Origin of the sequence: Alkaliphilus metalliredigens QYMF, from assembly GCF_000016985.1 — a bacterium.
GTDB classification, from domain to species: Bacteria; Bacillota; Clostridia; order Peptostreptococcales; family Natronincolaceae; genus Alkaliphilus_A; species Alkaliphilus_A metalliredigens.
Genome location: NC_009633.1, coordinates 195,233 through 216,244, shown reverse-complemented (window position 1 = coordinate 216,244; position 21,012 = coordinate 195,233). Strand labels below are relative to the sequence as shown.

The following is a 21,012-nucleotide window of genomic DNA, read 5'->3' as shown; positions in this document are numbered from 1 at the left end:
AAAAACAGTTAATAATATATTACATTTTCCTTGTATCTCTTCAAGAGGGTATAAATTTATGTTTGAACATAAACTTATACCCTCTGTATATAACCTTTATTCCAGTATTTTTTTAAAGTTTAAAGGGCTATAAACAACAAGCCCTCTACTCTAAATTAATTCATTTTTATACCACTAACCACGGTTTCTCAAACATCATTCTAACTTGCTCATAGGAAATTAACAGGGTTTCCATTTGGTTTTTTATACTGGTTACTGGCATTTCTGCCATCTCTACATCTAGGGCAATTCCCATGCCTACATCATATCTTAGCTGGGCCATATCCCGATCATTTTCAGCCTTCTCTAGCATAATCTTCATGGTCTCATATTGAGTTTCTAACTGTTTCATTTGATTATAAGTACTTTTAACAGATTGTTCAATATTTTCCTTTAGAGATGATAGTTCAATTTGAGATTTTCTCAGTTCTGATTCTTTGGCTTCATAAGGTGAATCGCTTGAATTAAACACGTGTAGTTGTATATCTAATTCATTCAATCTAATCTGTTGCTCCTGACTCCAAACAGAAGGGTGCTGGCTTCTCATTCTTTTGGCATGCGTGTCCACATTAACATCTTCCATCCATTCTACTTCTTTCTCTAAAGCTACATCATACCTTTCTGTCCTATCAATACCCATGGTCGTATTAAGCTTTAAATAGAGATTATCTAACTCCTGTTCTAATGCAGATTTCTTTTGGTTTTCCTCGTTGTATTTGTTTAGCTGCACTTGATGTTCATAATTACTGGCGGTACCAACTCCTGCTTTTCTAGACAACTGTTGCAATTGCTTTTCTACATTTTCAATCATTTTAACTTGCAGCTCTATTTCCTTCTTTTTTTTCACAATATCATCATATTCTGTTCTTACCTTAAAAGCCAACATATCCTCTAGAGTCACTTCTTGTTTTTTGGCCATTTGAAGATTGATCTCTGTTGATCGCAAACCAAAGAGTGATCGTATTGCCAGTTCATCTCCCTGAGGACCATAGGGAATGAACCTTACTCCTTGAGCTGCTTGTTTTCTTATTTCCTCTAACTGATCAATTGTTTCCATTAAGGATTTTTGATCATAGCTTTGCTTCAATGCTTTTTCCAATGCTTCTTCATAGGTTAAAACAAAAGCTTCTTCACCTTCCACTTCTGTTTGATCCTCTACATTTAGAGTGTTTTGTTGTGTATTGGTATTTGCATAGACAGTTAAGCCTGACCCTGTGCTTGCCAGTAATACTCCTAATGTCATAGCTGCCACATAATTCTTGTAGTTTTTCATCTTTTTCTCTCCTCATTTTCACTTTACTTTTTATAGATAAATAGTTAACATGGTTTTGTGTAACTCATATGTACTTTTACCTTACTGCTTTATTCACATCTCGATCTATCACCTCCTCATTATTTTATCTGATTATTTCTTAGTTATTCTTAAAATATCCTCACTCCATTACTTCGTTCTATGTATCACTTCTTCCTTATCATCCTTTAATCCTATTTATAGTTTCTATTATATTTTAAAAAAGTCCAATGTTCAATATTTATATCATTTTTTAATAAATTGTTAATGGTTCCGTAATGTTTATGTCAAAAAATAAAACCCTTATAAAGCACAACCAATGATCCAGTTGCATTTGCCTTTTAAGGGATAAATGAAATGATATGCATACTCTTTATCTTTTTATTTTATCTTTACTTTACAACTTAATATCAAAAACAACTTCTTTTTCTTGTGGAGCGTGCAAGGTATTTTCTCTCACTAGGAACTTGATTGTCAGCTTCTCTGTATCCTCCGGTATGACAGGCATACGCACAAGGCTGTCTACATTATCATCTTTTCTTATATCATTATACCATGCGGATACATAGGGATTTACTATCCTCGTATCTAATTGTTTATATTCTTTCCCATCTATGGTAATCACAGTCGCACTTTGATCTAATTGTATAGACACATTGCCTTCATTAAGAAGAGATACAAAAACTCTAGTTTGATCATCATCTATGACAATGGTCTGTACTCTCAATCGGATATCTCCATCATAATAGGTGATTGGTAAGGCGTCGTATATTATTCTCGTCTCTTCTTCCTCTTGCTCTTCTTGCTCTTCTTCCTCTTGCTCTTCTTCACCTGTCATTTCATCTTCTGACAAATCAGGTTTCTGTTCTTCAGGTTCTTTTAATTCCTCTTTCTCTGGACCTGTAATAATAATATTTTGATCAGCCTCATCCCATACTACCTCAGCTCCTAAGCCCTCTGCAATAAATCGAGCAGGCACATAGGTTCTTCCTTCATAGGAAAGGGTAGTATATCCCCGTGGCACTGGTTTCATTACACCATCAAATTCAAATGTAATATGTGATGCTAAATGAGCTGTTACTTGGTTAGCTATATCACCATACACAGTTAATCCTAGCATAGAAATGCCACCAATTAATATGCCTGCAACAAAGAGACTACACTTTTTAAATTTCATAACAATCCTCCTCTTATAAGGAAATAACGTCTACGTTTTTCCTTTTTCATTGAGCAATCCTTCAACATTAATTTAATTATGTTTATAAAAAGAGGCTCCCGAAGGAGCCTGCTTTTTATGTTCATCTTATGGTTTATCTAAGTGTTAAACTTAGTTAATTGTTACAGTTCTTGTTGCTTCATCCCATTGTACATCTACGCCTAGAGCAATTCCTAAGTCTCTTAATGGAATAAACGTTCTATCTCCTGTGATTACAGCTTGTGATCTCATTGGAATGCTCATACCATTTACAACCATTGCGTCGCTTCCGATTGTGAATAATACTCTATCGCTTCCTTTTGTTACAAGAACAGTTCTTGATGCTTCGTTCCAATCAACTTCTGCACCTAATGTTCTTCCGATAATGCTTAATGGTAGCATTGTACGGTTTTGTGCATCAATGTATGGAGCAGCTGGAGCTACTTCAGCATTTCCATCTACTGTGAATGTTGAAGAACCAATTGTTAATACAACTTTTGGCATATCTGTTCCAGGAGCTACTCCTCCAGCAAGGATATCTGCTATTTTAACAGAGTGAACCCAACCAGTATCAAAGTATCCTTCATCAGTTGCGCCATTTGCAGAACTAAAGTTTGGTCTTACAGCATCTCCAGCTATTCTTGCATTTACTGCACCGTCAGCAGGAGTTCTGTCTACGTTAATAGCTGCGTTTGTGATTTCGATTGTGCTTGGCACTGAACTCGTATCTGAGTTTGTAAACGTAAGGATTAATTGGTTGTTACTGTCATCTACATCATCAATTTCTAAGTCACCGTCAACTACAGTTACTGTATAGTCATCCCAAGTAACTCCACCTGATAAGTTGACAATTAATTCACCTTCTAGAATATCTTCTGCATCAATTTCACTAATTATCATATCAGGAATTGGTTGTCCTTTTGTTCCGATATCTAATGTAGTTACTGCACCTACTACTTCAAAATCAACAGCTTTTCTAGCTGTACCAAGTACTACTGTACCTTCAGCACCACTTCTACCAGAAACGACTGCTTCGATATCGCCTTCTCTTGAAGCTTGAACAGATACGTAGAATGTTAATTCAACTTTTGTTTCATCACTAGAATCTGAATCGATGGTAAATTCGATATCATTTGAACCACGGTCTTCTTCTTCAAAGATATATAGCCCTGATCTTACATTTTCAATTCGGTCTTCATTGTCATCTTCAACGCCATGGAAAGTAATGTTACTATCTCCACCTGAAACATCTACATCTACACCAAGTATTTTTACCCAGCTTGGTAATTCAACAGTTGTTCTTCTGTTATTTAATAGAGCATCTCTTACTTCTTCTTCAATAACTAAAGTTTGTAATTCATGAGCTTCATCATCAAAATTACTTTCAAATCTACCAGAGATTAATTCAGCTGGCTCACCATCAGCTTTTACTGTAACGTCAAAATCTGAATATTTAGCTACTAAGAAAGTTTCAGAAGTTACATCTCCACCAGAAACTCTTACTTCTACATCGCCTTCTCTTGCAGCACTTGTAGCATAAATTTGTGCACCTTCAATTAAGATTGCACCTCTTGTTCTGCTTTGTTCATCGATTGTGATTTCAATCTCTAAATCTCGTTGTCCATCATAACGAGTTACGTTATCACTTGCTTTTCCATTTAAACCATTAATGAATCTAACTGTTGGTTCTGATCCAGTCCACTCGAAGTTAGATGGTAATCTTAGTCTAACTCTGTGAGTTCCCTCACCTAATGATCCCATAGAAGTTTCTTCGATACGAATCGGATCTAATGAACCTACTTCGCTAAATGTAATTACATCATCGATTGTTGTAATAGTTGCACCTGCAGCAGTGTTCGCTACTGTAAATGTTCCACCTGTAATACCACTGTCTAATGGATCAACAGTTACTCTTACAGGACCTGAACCGTCTGCCTTAAAGTATAGAGGCATTTCAAAATCATTGCCGCTAGTGATCGCTCTGTCTAGTTGGATGTCTAGCACTCTATCAGTTCTACTAGCTATGCTGTACTCTCCATCATGATCCACTCCATACACACCGTCTGTCACGGAGTATGCAGCATTGCCAGACCAACTACCATTTTCAATTCTTAATTGAAAATTTGTTGCGTCTACTGAATAATTGTCCTGTCTAATGATTATAGAGTTTAGGCTTGTAAATTCACCTCTTCTAACTTCACTGTCATAATCATCTGCCACTCTTGGCACTCCGCCCCTAATAATGGTTTCTGTGTTTCCTGATGCAGCAAATGCTGACATTGGGATCATAGAAATTACCATTACAAGCGCTAATAATAAAGCTAATTTTCTCTTCACTTGTAAAACCCTCCTTGTAATTTGTATTCTTTTTTGAGGCTGTGCCTCTTTAAGTAAAGCTTTTATTAGGTAACTATTTTGCTTCATATGAACCACCAGTGAATGCTCGGTCACTGAAGAAGGATAGCTTCCCAATAAAATTCTTTGAACTTAAGGATAATGTTTTTTTCTTTTGCATTATCCTTTGAAAGCATACTATCAGATTTCCCTGTTGTCAAATATGTAGGTGATAATATGTTTTCAAAGAATAACATCTTGTCTATGTGATATGAATTATTATATCAACTTTGGAATTGTCAGTCAACTATGACTTTAGACTTGTAATATAAGTGTAACCTTACTAGGGTTCACGATGATGTTTGTGATTAGGGGCTTTGCTTGCCGTTTTTCTAATCTCTATTGTCATTATACATAACCTGAGCCTAAATTACCATTACAAAATGGTTACAATTCATTACACATTGGTGACGCCTTAGGTCTTTATTGCTTGTCACTCTATTCTACCACAATTATAACATATTCGCTCTTTATGAAAAAATACCTTCTTTAATTGTAAAAAAAGAAAAAAAGAATTATATTTGTTTGAGGGAATTGCATATTTAAAGTTGAGTTGTGTTAATGTAAAGTTAACCTTCCCTGCTTAGTGTTCGATGACTTTTACTGTTTGAAAGTATTGTAAAAAGTCATCTCTCAATGCGCGACCCTTTAAGCAACGGAAAGCTTCAACTATGATTTTTCAACAGAAGCTTTCGTTGCGCTGGGAGTAGATGATTTTAAATCTACGACTTTCTTGTTACACTTTGCATCTTCTTAACTTGTTATTCTTTAAAGATAATTACACAATTCCCTCATTTATAAAACTTATTTTGTTTCTACTACTTCTTATTCTCCACCGAAGCCCTAACAAACTCCCTAAAGAGTGGGTGCGGTCTTGTTGGTCTGGATTTGAACTCCGGGTGGAACTGTGCAGCCACAAACCATGGATGATCCTTTAGTTCTACGATTTCGATTAATCTTTCATCGGGGGAAATGCCACTGATGACAAGTCCTGCTTGGATGAGTTGATCGCGATACTCATTATTATATTCATAACGATGACGATGGCGCTCGTAAATTAAGTCCTCACCATAAGCTTCCTTTGCCTTTGTTTTTGGGTAGATCTTGCATGGGTACAGTCCTAGTCTCATGGTGCCACCCATGTCCTCTACATCTTTTTGCTCTGGCATTAAGTCAATCACAGGGTATGGAGTTTCAGGATCCAACTCAGAACTATGGGCTCCTGCCAGTCCTAGAATGTTTCGGGCAAACTCTACCACTGCCAGCTGCATTCCTAGACAGATTCCCAATAGGGGTACTTCATTTTCTCTAGCATATTGTAATGCTAGGATTTTACCCTCTACGCCTCGATCGCCAAAGCCTCCTGGAACTAAAATACCATGGGCCTGTCCGAGTTTTTCTCCTACATTATCCTTTGCCAGCTCCCCAGAGTGGATCCATTCAATATTTACCTTGGCTTCATTATGTATCCCTGCGTGGGTTAATGCTTCTGAAACAGATAGGTAGGCATCTCTCAGTTCCACATATTTACCTACTAATGCAATTGTAATGCTGTTTTGGGGGTTCTTATCTCGTCTGACGATTTCCTGCCATTCCTCTAGCTGGGGTTCTCCTGCTTCTAATCCTAAGCGTCGAAGGGTCATGGTGTCTAAACCTTCTTCTTTTAATAGTAGGGGCACTTCATATAAACTATCTGCATCGATGTTTTGTACGACATTTCCTGGGTCTAGGTTACAAAACAAACCGATCTTATCCTTCATTTCATTGGATAGGGCCTTCTCGGTTCGGCACACCACCACGTCTGGTTGGATCCCAATACTTCTGAGCTCCTTTACACTATGCTGTGTTGGCTTTGTTTTTAACTCGCCGGCCCGCCCTAAATAGGGTACTAGTGTCACATGGATGTACATGACATTTTCCTGTCCCACATCATATTTCACCTGGCGGATGGCTTCTAGGAAGGGTAGGCTCTCGATATCTCCCACTGTGCCTCCCACCTCTGTAATGACCACATCAAAGTTTCCTTCTTTACTAACCCGATAAATCCGTTCTTTGATTTCATTGGTAATGTGGGGAATCACCTGGACTGTCCCCCCTAAATACTCTCCTTTACGCTCCTTGGTAATGACAGACCAGTATACCTTTCCTGAGGTGACGCTGCTGTTTTTACTGAGGTTAATGTCAATAAACCTTTCATAATGACCCAGATCTAGATCCGTCTCTGCCCCGTCGTCGGTGACAAAAACCTCTCCATGTTGATAGGGACTCATGGTTCCTGGGTCTATATTAATGTAGGGATCAAATTTTTGAATGGTTACCTTTAGCCCCCGGCTCTTTAATAACTGTCCTAGGGACGCCGCTGTAATGCCTTTTCCAAGGGAGGAGACCACACCCCCTGTTACAAAAATGTACTTTGTTGCCATATGAACACTTCCTCTCTCCGCGCTTTTTCTCATGCTTGCAGTGTTAACTTCTATCATTTTCCATATACAGGCTGAATTGTAGAAATTTTGTTTAATCCATTCAGTTGTGTATAGCAAATCGGGATTTAATAAATCCAAAAAAGAGGGTAGGAAGCCCTAGAAGGGCGACCTACCATCTTGTGTTAAGAAGCCACCCTTTCGGGCTAGCTCAAATTCTTTTTTTAATAATTTGTATAGTATATCATTAACTTTTATGCTTTTCAATAAAAATAGTTAATAATTTAAAATTCTTTCCCGATAATCATAGCGTATGTCTTCCCGTAGGTAGTCAATGAAGTTTGTTAGCATGGCTGCGGCTTCTGCCTTTGTTAGGGTGTTGTTTGGATAGTAGTATCCATCTGTGCTACCACTAACTAGACCTAGCTCTCTTGCTAAATATACTGCATTTCTTGCCCAAAGGGGGATATGCTGATCATCCCTAAATCCTGTACTATACTGCTGGATGGGTGCTAGGTTTTCAAATCCCAATGCTTTAATGAGGACCACTGCTGCTTGGGCCCGAGTTAGGGACTCATTGGGTTTGAAGCTGTTGTCACCAACCCCTGCCATAATCCCCCGTTCGTAAACCGCTTCAATGAAGCTTTGATTGGGATGAGCTTGGGAAACATCGTTAAATGTTTGGGGTGCCTCTACAGGTTCTTGCCCCCTGATCCTTCGAATATTTTCCGGTTCCTCTTGTTTTATATCCATGAGGATGGCCACTGCCCGGGCAAAGTCTCCTCGACTCATGGGTAAATTAGGACCAAAATCCGTACTATTGGGATACACTGCCTCTAGACTGGCCAGTAGTAATACATGTCGTTCAGCCCAGTGACCACTAATGTCTCTCATGGCCGGTATGGTCAATCGTTGATTCATCGGATTTGTATTTAGGCTGGTACTTTCGGTCCCTATATTTCTTCCCCGAAGAGTAAAGCCCTCTTCATCTACCCTAGGTAGGTCGTAGCTATATTTTAAAACGCTCTCATCTCTTTGGGTTAAGAGATAGCCTCCACGAAAGCTAATTTGTGAAGGGGTGTTGGGTTCATAATGATAGCTTTTTGTCCGATTGTTGGCCACATCCACCTCTACGGTTCCCTGCCATCGGATGGAATCCTCTTCATCAACTTGCCTATCGTAGTCAATGTAGTGGCTGATGGTTTGGGTTTCTGTTGTTCCCCAATTGTGGTCATATCCAACTACGTTGCCCGTGGTTTGAACTGTCACGGATCCTTCATTTCGATTGATGGTATATACTTTTTTGCCATCCCAGTTCCCAGCAAAGTAGGTGACTCCTGGCTTTTGGTGATAAATGTTGGACTTACTCCATGGGTGGTTTTGTTCTGTGAGCTCATAGCGTACGCCATCTACCCGAATGCTTTCTCGATAGCGACTGACGCTGTAGATCTCTTGTCTTTGTCCACTGCCATTTTCAATGATCTCTTTATCAATAGTGACATTACGGGTCATGGTGACACCCCGGGCTGCATTGCTTAGGTCTCGGTAAATGTAGCTGACCCGATCCCCTCTGTCGGTGATGTTTAGGGTTCCCTCTACAACAATTGGCTCTCCAGTAATAAAGATAACCTCCCGATAGGCCATCTCATTTTGGATCCCCCCTTCATATCCAGGGATTTGTAAAGCGAATCCCTGGACACTAGCGGCCATAAATAGGAGAAGTACAAAGCATATCATTACTGTTTTTTTCATGTGGTTTCCTCTCCTTCTATTGCTCCACGATGAGTATATAAGCGTCATCTTGAGTCGATACATTCTTATTTTTAATTAAATAAGCCTGGGCCCCTGAACGAAGTAAGTATACTTCTTCCTGGCTGATGGGCCTGTCATTTAATAAAATGACGGTCTTATGAATGTCAATTTCCTGCTGTCCTTGGCTTCTTTCCCAGCGATTATTTAACCCATTCCAGTTACGTACGTTGCCTAGGGTGATTTGTCCCTGGTCTAGGTCTACCCCTTCAATGCTGGCGGTTGCGCTGTGCTCTGTTTGAACTGATCCTCTGTCATAAATCACATGTGGGGTGATGTTGAGGGCCAACACCTCTCGGTCCACTGTGTCTCCATATGTTCTTTCCCGAACAACAAAGTAAGCACTCTTATCAAAGTAAAAATCATCCTCTACCCGTCTCCTGAGTTCATCATCCTCAATGTCCTGTGGATCAATGAATCGAGAATCAATAAAGTGACTGCTGTCAATCTCCAGCTCCAGTTCACTGTCAAATATAAAGCTATCCTCCGTCAAGGTGAATTTTTCTCTTCTGCCTACCTCTTGCCAACGGTGGTTTTCAAGCTGTAGATAGTTGAGCTGGTACCCTAGGCGTCCAATGGTGACACCATAGTGGCCAATATCTTCAATGTTTCCTCTGTACACTACAATACGACTGCTATCGATACGATCATCGATGATGCTGCTACCTTCAATGGAAACAAATGCTGCGTCTCGACCGCCTCTATTGAGGTCTCCTGCCAAGTGGATTGTTTGTCCCCTGTCTAGGTTTAGCACATCCACCAATCGGTTGTTTTGTACCACAATGGTCCCGGGATGGAAGCCCATGCTGTGGCCGTCCACCACCATTCGATTTGTGGCAAATTCAACGTCACTAATTTGACTGTCATAATAGAGGGTGGATCCATCCTTTGTCAGTAGCTTGGCCACCCCCGGGGTACCGTAGCTATTTTCCACCGCCACATAAACCTCACTTCCTCTAAAGCGACTGAGCCCAGTAAGGTCTGTTTGACTTGGTCCTTGGTATAGGTTGCCATTGTCTACCCTGAGCTTCATTTGTGTATCTCGTACCGATTGCCATCTTCCGTTTTCATAGCGGACTAGGCTTCCTAGGACAATTTCATTGCCCCTGGGGTTCACCTGCTCCAATCGACCTCGATAAATCCCATCGATATGTCGTTCGTGATCCTCCACCCGGATACTTGAGATATCTGGGCTATAGATGTCATCAAAGGTTAGGATGACTCGGTCCCCTACTTTAACCTCAAAAAGGTTTGCTCTTTGGTCGTTTCTCAGTACCTGGGTTCCATTGACAATCCGATATTTCTCCCGTTGATTGTCCACCCGTATTTCCACTTCGTTTTCATCTATAAAGAGAATGTCCCCCACCTTGATACGACTTTCCGGTGGAATGTATCCATGTCGATCCGGATCTTCCTCTAAAAATGCCTCTATTTTGGTGACATTATTCCCCTTTACGGTGACAACCACCTCTTGTCCATAGAGAATATTATTGAGGGAGGAAGCTCTTTGGTTGACGGTGATATCCGCATTAGGGGCCACCTGTAACACATGTCGCTGATCAGCAAAGTCTGTGACCATAAGCTGTCTACTTTCACTATTGACGAGTTCCACAAATCCTTCTATTTCTCTAGATTGAAGGGGCTCGACAACACCATAGAGTACCTTGTTTTCTTCATTAATATAGTATCGGAGGACATCTCCTCGTCTTAACCGGTTAGATAGTCCCATGGTACCATCCTTTTTCACAATAAAATCATGACTTCCGGCAACAGCACTTAATACATGATGACTTTGGTCTTGTTTTCTAATGGTGAAAAGTGTGACATCCTGTTGATCCTGCTGCACTGTTTCTACAGCTGTGATGTCTCCTGTATATTTTGTGATGCCGCGGGCGTCCATCATGTCATCATGGGCCTTCGTAATAATTTGTGCCATTTGTCCTCGGGTTAATTGTCCTCGAGGCACAAAAGTCGTTCCTGAAGTGCCAGACATATAGTTCCCCTGTAGCATGGCTTCAATGAAGGGGACTTTTTCTGTATCGATATTTTCCCAATCCTTGAATTGACGCACCTTGGTCATCTTGTCTCCATAGACAGGGTCTAACTTCAACGCTCTGGCTATCCATTGTCCTACTTGTTGTCGGGTAGTAGGCTGATTCCATGTGCTGTTGATCTCAAGCTTCTGTCGGATCTGCTGTTCAATAGCAGCCAACTCTTGGGCTGTGTAGTTTCCTTCATTGTAATTGTCCAATTGATCCTCTATCTGCTCTCCTATGGTCTCCAATTGATTCGGTGTTAAGTTTGAAATTTCACCGGCCTCTTCAGGGGTGACAATCCCATTTTCTATGGCCACTTGAATCGTTCCTTGGATCCAATGATCTGCAGTACTCAGTAGTGATAGGTTCCTCACATCGGCTGGAGCTTGGTTTTCTCCAAGCTGCTGGGCTTCCCCTTCCTGTCCTATGGCCTTGACAATGACCGTTAGGGCATCGGCATAGGAAAGAATTCCATCGGGTTGAAATCTTTGATTATCCACCCCACTCATTAGAGCGAAGGCTGCTGCTTCTTGGATCGCTTCTCTAGCCCAGTGATTGTCAATATCATTAAATTGAGTTTCATTATATCTTTCTATTGGGTCAGAAACCCCTTCATAAACAGGATGGCTCGATAACCCTTCGATTGCGTAGGTCGGTACCAAAAGTAAGGAGAATAAAACCAATATGCCCATGCACCCCGCCAACCTTCTTTGAAGCATTTTTCCCATAGCGCTCTCTCCATTTCTATACTTTTATATGTAATCACTTGTGGACTTTAATAAGGAGAGCCCCCGAGGGGGCCCTTTATGCTAACGGTCAGACAATAGCATGTATCGACCTGGGTATTGTACTGCAACTTGATTGTTGTTCCCAAGTCCTGTGAATTGTCCTTGGCTGGCATCATATTGTGCCATAAAAATACCGTTGCCGTTGGCATTTGGGTATCGATAGGCGTCAAAGTTCAAGTTAAATCGCCCCTGTGTCAGCATTCTATGGAGTGCTGTGGTGTTTCTTCCTGTCTGTAGCTCAAAGTCAATACCATAAATGTCGGAGGCTCGTCTTTGGGTTCTTGGAATGGCTCCAATTAGACTCTGCTCTGCCTGTCCATTGACCTTTTCAAAGATGATTCTCACCGTGGCATCTTTTTGTTCATCCCTTGGGATTTGAATGACTTCCCTTGTATAGAATGCACTGGGTGAAAATGTAAAGCTTCCCCTGCCATCTGTGATGGTCACTTGACGAGTAATGGTATTTAACACTTCCACCGGAATAGCCACCACAAATCGATCGTGACTGCTATATTGGGCTGGGGAGAAATCAACCACATAGGCACCCTGTCCTACTGGAATTTGATCTCTTCCTAATGTCTTTACCAATGTTCCGTTAATGACTTCCTCTTTTCCTTCTTGATCTAGCTGCTGCTGTTCTCTCTCTAGCTGTTCTTCCTTTTCCCTGGCCTTGTCATCTTCCCTGGCACTCAAGGTCCTGACAGTGATCTCAGCGAACTCTATAGCGCTTCCATATTCATTTAAGGCCCGAACCATAAAGTCGTATCGAACACCATTCTCTAGGCCCCTCACCAGGTACTGGGCGGCTTCTGTGTCACTCAACAGGGAATATTGACTATCTCCCGATCTTCTACCGTAAATTTCATAGTGATCTGCAGCATTCAGTACACCTGGGTCTGAATCAGACCAAATCAGCTGCACGGTTCCTTCAAATCCTGGTATGGCTTCTAATACCAGTGGTTTGGTTGGGATGGGGATTTCATAATCAAAGTCATTATAGGGGTCGGATATCCCGCCGTCGGGGTTGATAATAATCAAGTCATGGTTATCCAATTCTGTATCCTCTAAGAAGCGAAGGGTCATTTTATATTGGTCTTCTACGATTACATTGGGTAGCTGCCGCCCCCCTACAACGCTATATTCTATGTTATTTCCTGATTCATCTACATCGTAAATTCCTTCTCCCTGTACCTCCATGTCTGCGGTTACATCGTCACTTCTGACTAGACTTCCTCCAATGACAACCATGGCCCCTCCTTGGAACATGCGACCCTCTATTGTCACTTCTCTTTCCACGTCATTGGCAAATATACCCCTTGGATCAGTTCTTTCTATTTTGGGCTTGCTAATAAAGGTAAAGGCATTTCGATAGATGGCAAGGGTTCCATCGGGGTTTTCTACTCTAATATCAACGGTACCTGCCCTTTCACTGGAGGGGGCGACTACCTCTAGGGTTCTGTAGTCAATATAGTTAATGTCATCTTCATCAATGCTGACCTCTCCAAAGTGAACATTTAGTGCGCCATCCTCAAAGCCTTCCATGGCTTCTCTAAAGTCATCACCTTCGATTCGAACCCGGGTGCCACCTGATGCGGGCCCTTCCATGGGTTCTATGTTTTCTACGCTTGGATTACTTTCTCCCCTAAAAAACTCAATGTATATAGGAGGAACCAAGCCATCGGAATAAGCTGATCCACCATCTCTATTGCTTACAACAACCCTGTGGCGCTCTCCCACGGTTTCTTCTCCCACATTGGGCATTTCAAATGTCAGTCTATCCAGTATTTCTGGTCCCGTATTGAAGGGGTTTTCCACTCGATCCTGTTCAATGTCCTCACTTGGTATATTTGCAATACTGGCTATTCTGACCTCTGTGTTTTCTCTAAAATCCTCACCATAAATATGAATCATGTTGCCACCTGAATAAATGACCCTAAGGATCTTTATAGTCTCTCCTTCTTCTTCTCTTACTTGAGGTTCCTGTCCGTCCCTTAAGATCTCTATAATCCTCGGTCTGCTATCTGGAAAAAGATACTCAAAGCTACCCTCGGACTTACCACCATCTGGATTGATTATAAAGACAGGCACATTTCCCACCGTAAAGTAAGCAGGGGTATTGACCCTAATTTGCCGGTTGTTTACATACTCCGTATCCCTTGCATAGCCTCTTTCTACTAAGAATCTGTTATCATCTACTTCAATGCTAATCAATTCATCCCCCCGTAGAGAAAGTGCTTCATCTGGATTTTCCTCAATATATGGGTTGTCTTCTTCATCCTTTAAAATAGAGGTTGGGATATATTTAAGTCCTCCTTGATAACCTTCGATGGTGGTCTTATAAAAATCATCTCCATCTTTTATTTCAACTTCCACGGTTCTGTTGCTGCCGTCATACCTTAGGGTTAATTCCCCTGCTAAAACTACCGTGGCTCTATTGGTACCTGTGAGTCTTCCTGAATTATCATGCTCAAAGGGTAACTCTCTGTTTCCTATGGCAGTAAACCTAACCAATGGGTTATTGTCTTCTGTATATTCACTAACCAAAGAGTTGTTTTCTATTGTATTTCCTGTATAAATACGCCTTGTACTTCTATCAAAATCACGACCTAATATATCGATCCGGTCTCCACCTAGTCTAGAGCCCCTTGGGGGAATGATTTCCTCTATAGTTGGATCCGATGAAGTATAGACGAAGTTATGAGCTGGAGACATACCAGCATCATTGTTTACCACTAAAACAGGTGCGTTTCCTTCTGGATGCTGTGGTGTTTCCACTTCAATAAAACCTCTACCAAAGCCCATGATCTTAGCCTGTCTACCCCCAAAGGTAACCCTGGGCATGACGGGTCTTATTGTTTCATCGAAGCCCTTTTCTATGATTTCATCTAGGGCTTCTTGGCTTAGGTCTTTTAGGGCTTCATCTACCGTCTCTAGTATGCTGGTTTTATCCTTTCCAAGCCATTGGTAGCTTGGTGTAATGCTGTCAATGTCCCCTTCTATATCCTCCTTATAGTGGAGATATAGCAGGTAGTTCTCCACATCGTTCATGGTAAAATGCCTAAAGTCATCCCATCTGCCATTCTTGTTTAAATCATTAAATTCCTCTTCAACATTCCAAATTCCATCTCTATTTTCATCATCAAAGGGTTCATAAAATCTAAAATCATTACCCCTTATTTCTACAAGTTCTCCGCCAGAGGCATTACCATTACCTGGCCTAATCGATGAAATCTCTGGGTTACTGGTTGGAACAACATAAGTAAAGCCGTCTTCAATTCCATCACTGGCTCCATCGGGGTTGACAACAACTACCGGCACCGATAGTCTATTGACCCCAAAGTCCTCTCTTAAGTTTCCTTCATAGGAGGGGACCCTCAGGGTGATTTCATCTCCTGCTGGACTTATGTCAATGTCTCCACCAGGTACCTCAACACCATTGATATGAACCCCTGCCTTCATGGTAGCAGTTTCTAGAAAATCACTTCCTGTTATTCTAATGGTATAGCCACCCTCAACAGAACCTTCATTTGGGATAATTTCCTCAATTCTTGGGTTTGTATTTGGTTGGGAGTAATATCTAAATCCATCATTACCATATCTTCCATCCCTATTGGTATCTGGATTAACGATCTCAACATCATAGTAGCCATCTCCCGGAAGAATGGGTACTCGAAACATCAGCTCTCCTTGGTGATTTACCCTGACTTTGTTGCCTGTTATTTCTCCTGTGTTAACATCTACTCGATAGGGAGTATACACGCCCAGGGTCTTTCCATTAATATCGATGAAGTCCTGACCACCTTCACTTCTCAGTAGCAGCTCTTGTCCATCCTCTGTTATAAACCTACTATTTACTTCTGTATGTACACTTTCAATTATATAGGCATTACTTAATCCATCGGAAAGAATGATGTTTCTCTGATTGTCATAGGTTATGGTATAAAAGTTTCCTGTGTTTTCATCCTTCAGCACCACACTGTGATAATAGTCCGAAAGTGTAACCCTATTTCCTCTATCATTTTCCCTTTGCAAGAGCTTGTTATCAACCAATGCTTCATACCCTATGAAGTTAATATTTCTATTGGCATCAAGATTATAATTATTAATATCTTCCCCCTGGAGTCTTACCCTGGTTCCGATTAGCTTCATTTCTTCATCCCTGGTACTGGTTCCTGTCGGATCAGGCTTTAGGAGGTTTTCTCCCTTGACAACAACTAGAGTGTCGGTGCTACCTTCCTTAGGTGAAAAATCAAGGAGTACGGGATCTGTATAGGTTTCAACATATCTAAAGGGTGCCGTTGCAATACCTCCTTCTGGGTTTAAAACCTGAAGCTGGGTCTCCCCTGGATTTCCTGGAGGCGCCATGAATGTGATGGTATCACCGGCTCCTGACCTATCAAAATTAGTGATTTCTTCCCCATCTAAAAACACCCTGACGTTTTCTCTAAAATTGCTACCTCTAATGACGATTTCCTCACCACCTTCGGTTGTCACAACATCGGGGTTTACATTGTTGATCCGTGGACGAAGCCCTTGCTCTACTTCAACAAATCGCACCTTTCCGGCACCGGTTATGGAATTCCCATATTCACTGGAGTCCTTTATGGGGTTGTACATTCTAACGTCCTGTAAAATTCCAACCCTCCCTGGGCTTATACGATACAAATCCGCCTCATGATCCCTTGGTATGCGAATCACCATTTTAGAACCCAGTTCATTTCCTTCGGTTCCATCTACCAATTGATTGTCATCGTTGTATATCCTCATGTCTAAGTCAGTGTTAGAGGCATTTTTAATGCGATCTTCATCTGATGCCGGCGGAACATTTTCATCATCATAATCTTCTTCGTTTCTATTTAAAATAATTTCATTCCCAAGCAGTATGGCTGGATATCTTGTGAAGGTTTGTCCATCATGTTCAAACCTAGTAACCATGAAATTTTCACCATAGATTGCAACTAGCATTTCTTCTTCTTTTAGGTGATAGAAGCCGTCACCCTCTTCCACTTCAATTCTTTCTGGTATAATCACATCTATCTCTGGAACGTAGCTGCTTGGCTGGAAGGTAAAGCCATCTTCTCTAATGATTTCTTCCGTTAGGGTTAATGTGTTTTCTACACCACTCTCTCTATAAGTGATTTCTGTTTCTATCATAAAGGTAATATCCACCGGTGTGTCTTCCTCTACCAAATCATAGGTTGGGATGTTTACCCTTATTCGGTCCTGCCCGTGGGGGTTCGTGGATGTTTCAGGCCTGAAGGTTATTTCATTTCCAATAACTGCCCTAAGGGTTCTTTCTAATTTAACAACTTCTAGATCGTCTCCACCAATTTGGTTGTATTCACCAATTGCAGTGGTGCCATCTCCATAGGTTAGTTGAAGGCTTCTGGCACCAAAAGTTTTTGTGGCTTCCACACCTTCTGCAGGTGAAAATATATTGGGGCTGATACTGCCTATGTATCTTCCTTCTATGGTTACATTGTTGACGCCACTATCGGGTCCTTTATTGGGGTCCACACTGGTGATCCTACCTAAGTTGGTGTCCTGTATAACAAGAAACTTATCTTCAATCACCTTCTCCCGGCTTACAACCTCCTGGGCATCTTCTCCGTCGGCCACATGGTTGGTCAGTACGATGTAATATTCTCCAACGCTTATGTCTTCAGGAACTTCGGCAATAAATCTATCCTTTGCACCATCGTCTCCTTCTATAAAGTTAATATTTCTAGCCTTATTTTCCCCTGTGAAATGTTCAGCTTCAAGGTCCCTCAAGAAGAACACGCTCATGTTGTTGGTATTAAGTAAGCTCTCTCCTTCTAGGGTAAATCGTGAGCCCGCCACCCCCTGGTTTGGGAAAATCGTTATATCGTCTGATACACTTAAATCATCATATATTTGAAATATGTTGGCATACAAGTGGGTAATTTCTACATCAAATTCTTGACCACCTAACACTTGACCCTCTAGGTCTTTTTTAAAGCGGATGGTTTGAAATCCACTTCCTGAAATATTAGATATGTTTATCTCATTATTATTTATATCTATGTTTCCAGCTTCATCAGTAATAGGAGTAATGGTATTTCCTCTAGAGTATCTTGCTGTTATCTGATTAGCTTCGCCAATATTGGCGAAGCTTTCCCCTCCTATACTCAGGGTCTGCCCCGCCTTAACTCTTCTACTACTGGGGTCAAAGGAGCCGATGGCGGGCATATCATCTTCACCTATTTCCACCCATCCAATACCGGATACCCGGATGGCATCTGCAATGTTATCTGGGTCCACTTTTACCTGTACATAGACCCTTGAACGATAGATGTAATCGTCTAATTCTTCTATTTCACCATCTGGCCTACGAATCAAAATTTCTATGTCCTCTAAATGATTTCCTTCTATATCTATATAGTAGGTATCGGGGTTTTCAATATTAGAATAGGATCGAAATATACTGATTTTATTAATAATTGGATTAGGATCCTCCTCTGCAAAAACCATTAATGTTTCTATTCCCAACATGGTAAATAGCATCGTAAATACCATACTTAAAGCGATTATTCTTCTTATATTTATTTTCTTTTTATACTTATTTTTATACAGACGCTTTTCTTGACTCTCTTTCTTCATATGCCTAAGCACCTCCGTAGATTTTTTCCTTTTATCTTTTAGCGAAAAGCTTCCTCTCTCATTATATATCGTCAAATTTACCAATAAAATGAGGCTTATTCAAGACAAATTCAGTAGAATATTTTGGTATTTATTTATGATAATTATAGCATAAATGACATCTTTTTTCTTTTTTCGACGGAATTGTAACCAAAACGAAACAATGGTACTAGAAATTATTGTGGTTTTCTTTAGTTTTTTTTGCTTTTGTCCGATATACTATTTATAGGAACTTTATCTATTTCACAAAAGGAGGCCATACATTTTGCGTATTCAACGGATTATTTTCATTTTATTATTATGTATTTTATTGCTATCTTCATCAGCTTCAGCTCTACCATCGGGCTATAGTCGAAGTATTGTTGGGGAGTTCCATGATATGGACATTACCATTAACAATGATTTTATTAGACTAGAGGAAGACCCTTTCTTTTATAGTGGACTGCTCTATGTACCCTTAGAGTCCCTGTCCACCTATCTGCCTATGGAAATCGACTATAACCAAGGAAGTGGGTATATTGATTTATTAACCGGTGGATTTACTAACTACCGGACCGAAGAAGAGTATAGTGTAACGTTATTACAACGAAATTATTTATTAGCAAAATTGAATCAAGAACAAAAACAACTTGAAACACAATTGAACAATCGAGAATTCACTCCACACCAAAGGATTACAACCCTTGCTGAAATGGAAGACTATCTACAGGATAGATATGATCAGTTGTTAGAAATTCCAATGACGATACGCCTTCGCCGTGGTACCGGCGACTACTATCGATTGCAGATCACCTTCCCTTATGAAGACCGTCAGGATTTTAGAGAAGTGGCTAAGAGAAGAATTGAGTACTGGGTTGAAGATATGCTCTATTCCGTAAGAGATCTTCATGATCCCTATGCCCAAGTAGAAGGTTGGATTCGGGATGATCGTTCTGATTATACCATTGACCACACCTCTTATGTCGATTTTGAGAGCAGTCAAAGATGGATTGATTTTGATTTTATTTATGACGATTCTAGAGTAAGGCGTCTTCACCTTCATGAAGCCGCTTATGCTGATGAAAAGAAGCAGGGAAGTTCTGAGAAAAGTATTCGTCATCAGCCTTTAGCAATTTGGGTGCAAAATTTAGAAGTTCGCCTTGATGGACAGCGACTTCCCTTAAGGGGAGAAGTATATCAGATTAATAATGAAATTTATCTTCCTTTAGTGGATTTAGCCGATAGTTTTTATTTTTCGTTTTCTTATGATGAAACAGCGCATCAGCTTGATATTTTTAACGACAACTTCTTATGGGGTGACGTTCCCTTTCAGCCTAACCAATTAGGTCAAAAGCAAGATAGTATCGACAATGTCTTAAAGGAGATTGTCTCCCTAGAACAAGAATTACGAAGAAGTCGAGACCGCCTGTACCCCCATCGTCAGATTTCATCTGTGACTCGAATGGAAGCTTACTTAAGGGATTATTTTTCAGATTATGATGGAATGGAATTGCGTATCCACTTTACTGAGTACCGGGATCATGAATATCGTCTTCGAATTCGAATAAGTGAAGAAGACTCACGCCTTTTTGATCGTAACAACCATTATATTTTACTGGATTTAGTCAGTGACATGTGGGATGTCATCCAAGATCTATATGACCCTGACGCTATATTGGTAGGCTCTATCCGAAGCTCTGCTGATGACTCCGATGATTCCTTTTATGTTTTCTTCGAAAGTGATGAGGATTATCTTGACTTTGATTTTGCTGACTATGACACCTCAACCACAGAGTCAGTGGATGCAGAACGCTTAGAGCGAGAACTCCAACGAAGTCTAAGACGATACAACAGACGCTCCCTTGAGGTGACTTTCAGATATGAAGCTATCTCTACTCGAAGAGACATCGATTTGAATATTTACTTTACTCAATCTAGATTCTATGAATGGGAATTAGAGGATAAGATGGACTATCTATTCGACCTTCAACGAGAAATTGAAAGCTTGTATGGAGAGATTGGTGTAAATGGTAGGATAATCGATGAATCCAGAGATGAAACAGCCCTACGCTTTAGCTTTGAGCAGGGCCATATTCGCTCCTATGATTTATTAACTGAAATAGAGGCTTATTTGAATCGTCACTATTCTAGGTTTTCATTTGGTGGTGAGGTGTTCTCCTTTGACTTTTCTCTTTCCGAAAGGGATTTAGATGCCTTTGATTTAAGACTGGCGGGGGATTTTGCTCAACAGGAAAATTCCTGGCGTGCTGTTGAAGAAAGTGAGGGTGATGAGTTCCACGCATTTGTCCAACAGGCTGTCAGCTATATCAAGCGATTTTGGAACGTCGATGTACACCCCAAGGTGTTTGATCGAAACCTATCAACAATCGATTTGCTGTAG

Annotated in this window: 8 protein-coding genes; 1 reads left to right on the top strand and 7 read right to left on the bottom strand. The window is 40.7% G+C overall.

Translation table 11 applies throughout. From position 1 onward, the window contains the following. Positions 1 to 166: 166 nt before the first annotated feature. From AMET_RS00995 to AMET_RS00965, 7 genes are all read right to left on the bottom strand, one after another. Positions 167 to 1,312: a TolC family protein gene (locus AMET_RS00995; protein ID WP_011971332.1), complete on the bottom strand. Its 1,146-nt coding sequence runs from the start codon at positions 1,310 to 1,312 to the stop codon at positions 167 to 169. A gap of 415 nt (positions 1,313 to 1,727) precedes the next feature. Continuing rightward, entirely contained in the window at positions 1,728 to 2,507 is a 780-nt protein-coding gene (locus tag AMET_RS24020) for a stalk domain-containing protein (RefSeq protein WP_011971331.1), read from the bottom strand. Between the two features lie 150 nt (positions 2,508 to 2,657). Then, positions 2,658 to 4,862, bottom strand: a complete 2,205-nt coding sequence (locus AMET_RS00985) for a copper amine oxidase N-terminal domain-containing protein (protein WP_198135376.1) — start codon at positions 4,860 to 4,862, stop codon at positions 2,658 to 2,660. 875 nt (positions 4,863 to 5,737) lie between these two features. Further along, entirely contained in the window at positions 5,738 to 7,342 is a 1,605-nt protein-coding gene (locus AMET_RS00980) for a CTP synthase (RefSeq protein ID WP_011971329.1), read from the bottom strand. A 273-nt stretch (positions 7,343 to 7,615) separates the two neighbouring features. After that, positions 7,616 to 9,091, bottom strand: a complete 1,476-nt coding sequence (locus AMET_RS00975) for an S-layer homology domain-containing protein (protein WP_011971328.1) — start codon at positions 9,089 to 9,091, stop codon at positions 7,616 to 7,618. A 16-nt stretch (positions 9,092 to 9,107) separates the two neighbouring features. Beyond that, positions 9,108 to 11,912, bottom strand: coding sequence for an S-layer homology domain-containing protein (locus AMET_RS00970; protein WP_011971327.1), 2,805 nt, complete (start codon positions 11,910 to 11,912; stop codon positions 9,108 to 9,110). 81 nt (positions 11,913 to 11,993) lie between these two features. Further along, entirely contained in the window at positions 11,994 to 18,593 is a 6,600-nt protein-coding gene (locus AMET_RS00965; protein WP_011971326.1) for an IPT/TIG domain-containing protein, read from the bottom strand. Positions 18,594 to 18,897: 304 nt separating this feature from the next. Between AMET_RS00965 and AMET_RS00960 the strand changes: the two genes are divergently transcribed. After that, the gene (locus AMET_RS00960) at positions 18,898 to 21,012 is read left to right on the top strand and encodes a hypothetical protein (RefSeq protein ID WP_011971325.1); all 2,115 of its coding nucleotides are present in this window, start codon (positions 18,898 to 18,900) and stop codon (positions 21,010 to 21,012) included.

Excerpts from the sequence above, each read along its gene's own strand:
- AMET_RS00995 (WP_011971332.1), bottom strand. The coding sequence starts at position 1,312 with ATGAAAAACTACAAGAATTATGTGGCAGCTATGACATTAGGAGTATTA.
- AMET_RS24020 (WP_011971331.1), bottom strand. The coding sequence starts at position 2,507 with ATGAAATTTAAAAAGTGTAGTCTCTTTGTTGCAGGCATATTAATTGGT.
- AMET_RS00980 (WP_011971329.1), bottom strand. The coding sequence starts at position 7,342 with ATGGCAACAAAGTACATTTTTGTAACAGGGGGTGTGGTCTCCTCCCTT.
- AMET_RS00975 (WP_011971328.1), bottom strand. The coding sequence starts at position 9,091 with ATGAAAAAAACAGTAATGATATGCTTTGTACTTCTCCTATTTATGGCC.
- AMET_RS00970 (WP_011971327.1), bottom strand. The coding sequence starts at position 11,912 with ATGGGAAAAATGCTTCAAAGAAGGTTGGCGGGGTGCATGGGCATATTG.
- AMET_RS00965 (WP_011971326.1), bottom strand. The coding sequence starts at position 18,593 with ATGAAGAAAGAGAGTCAAGAAAAGCGTCTGTATAAAAATAAGTATAAA.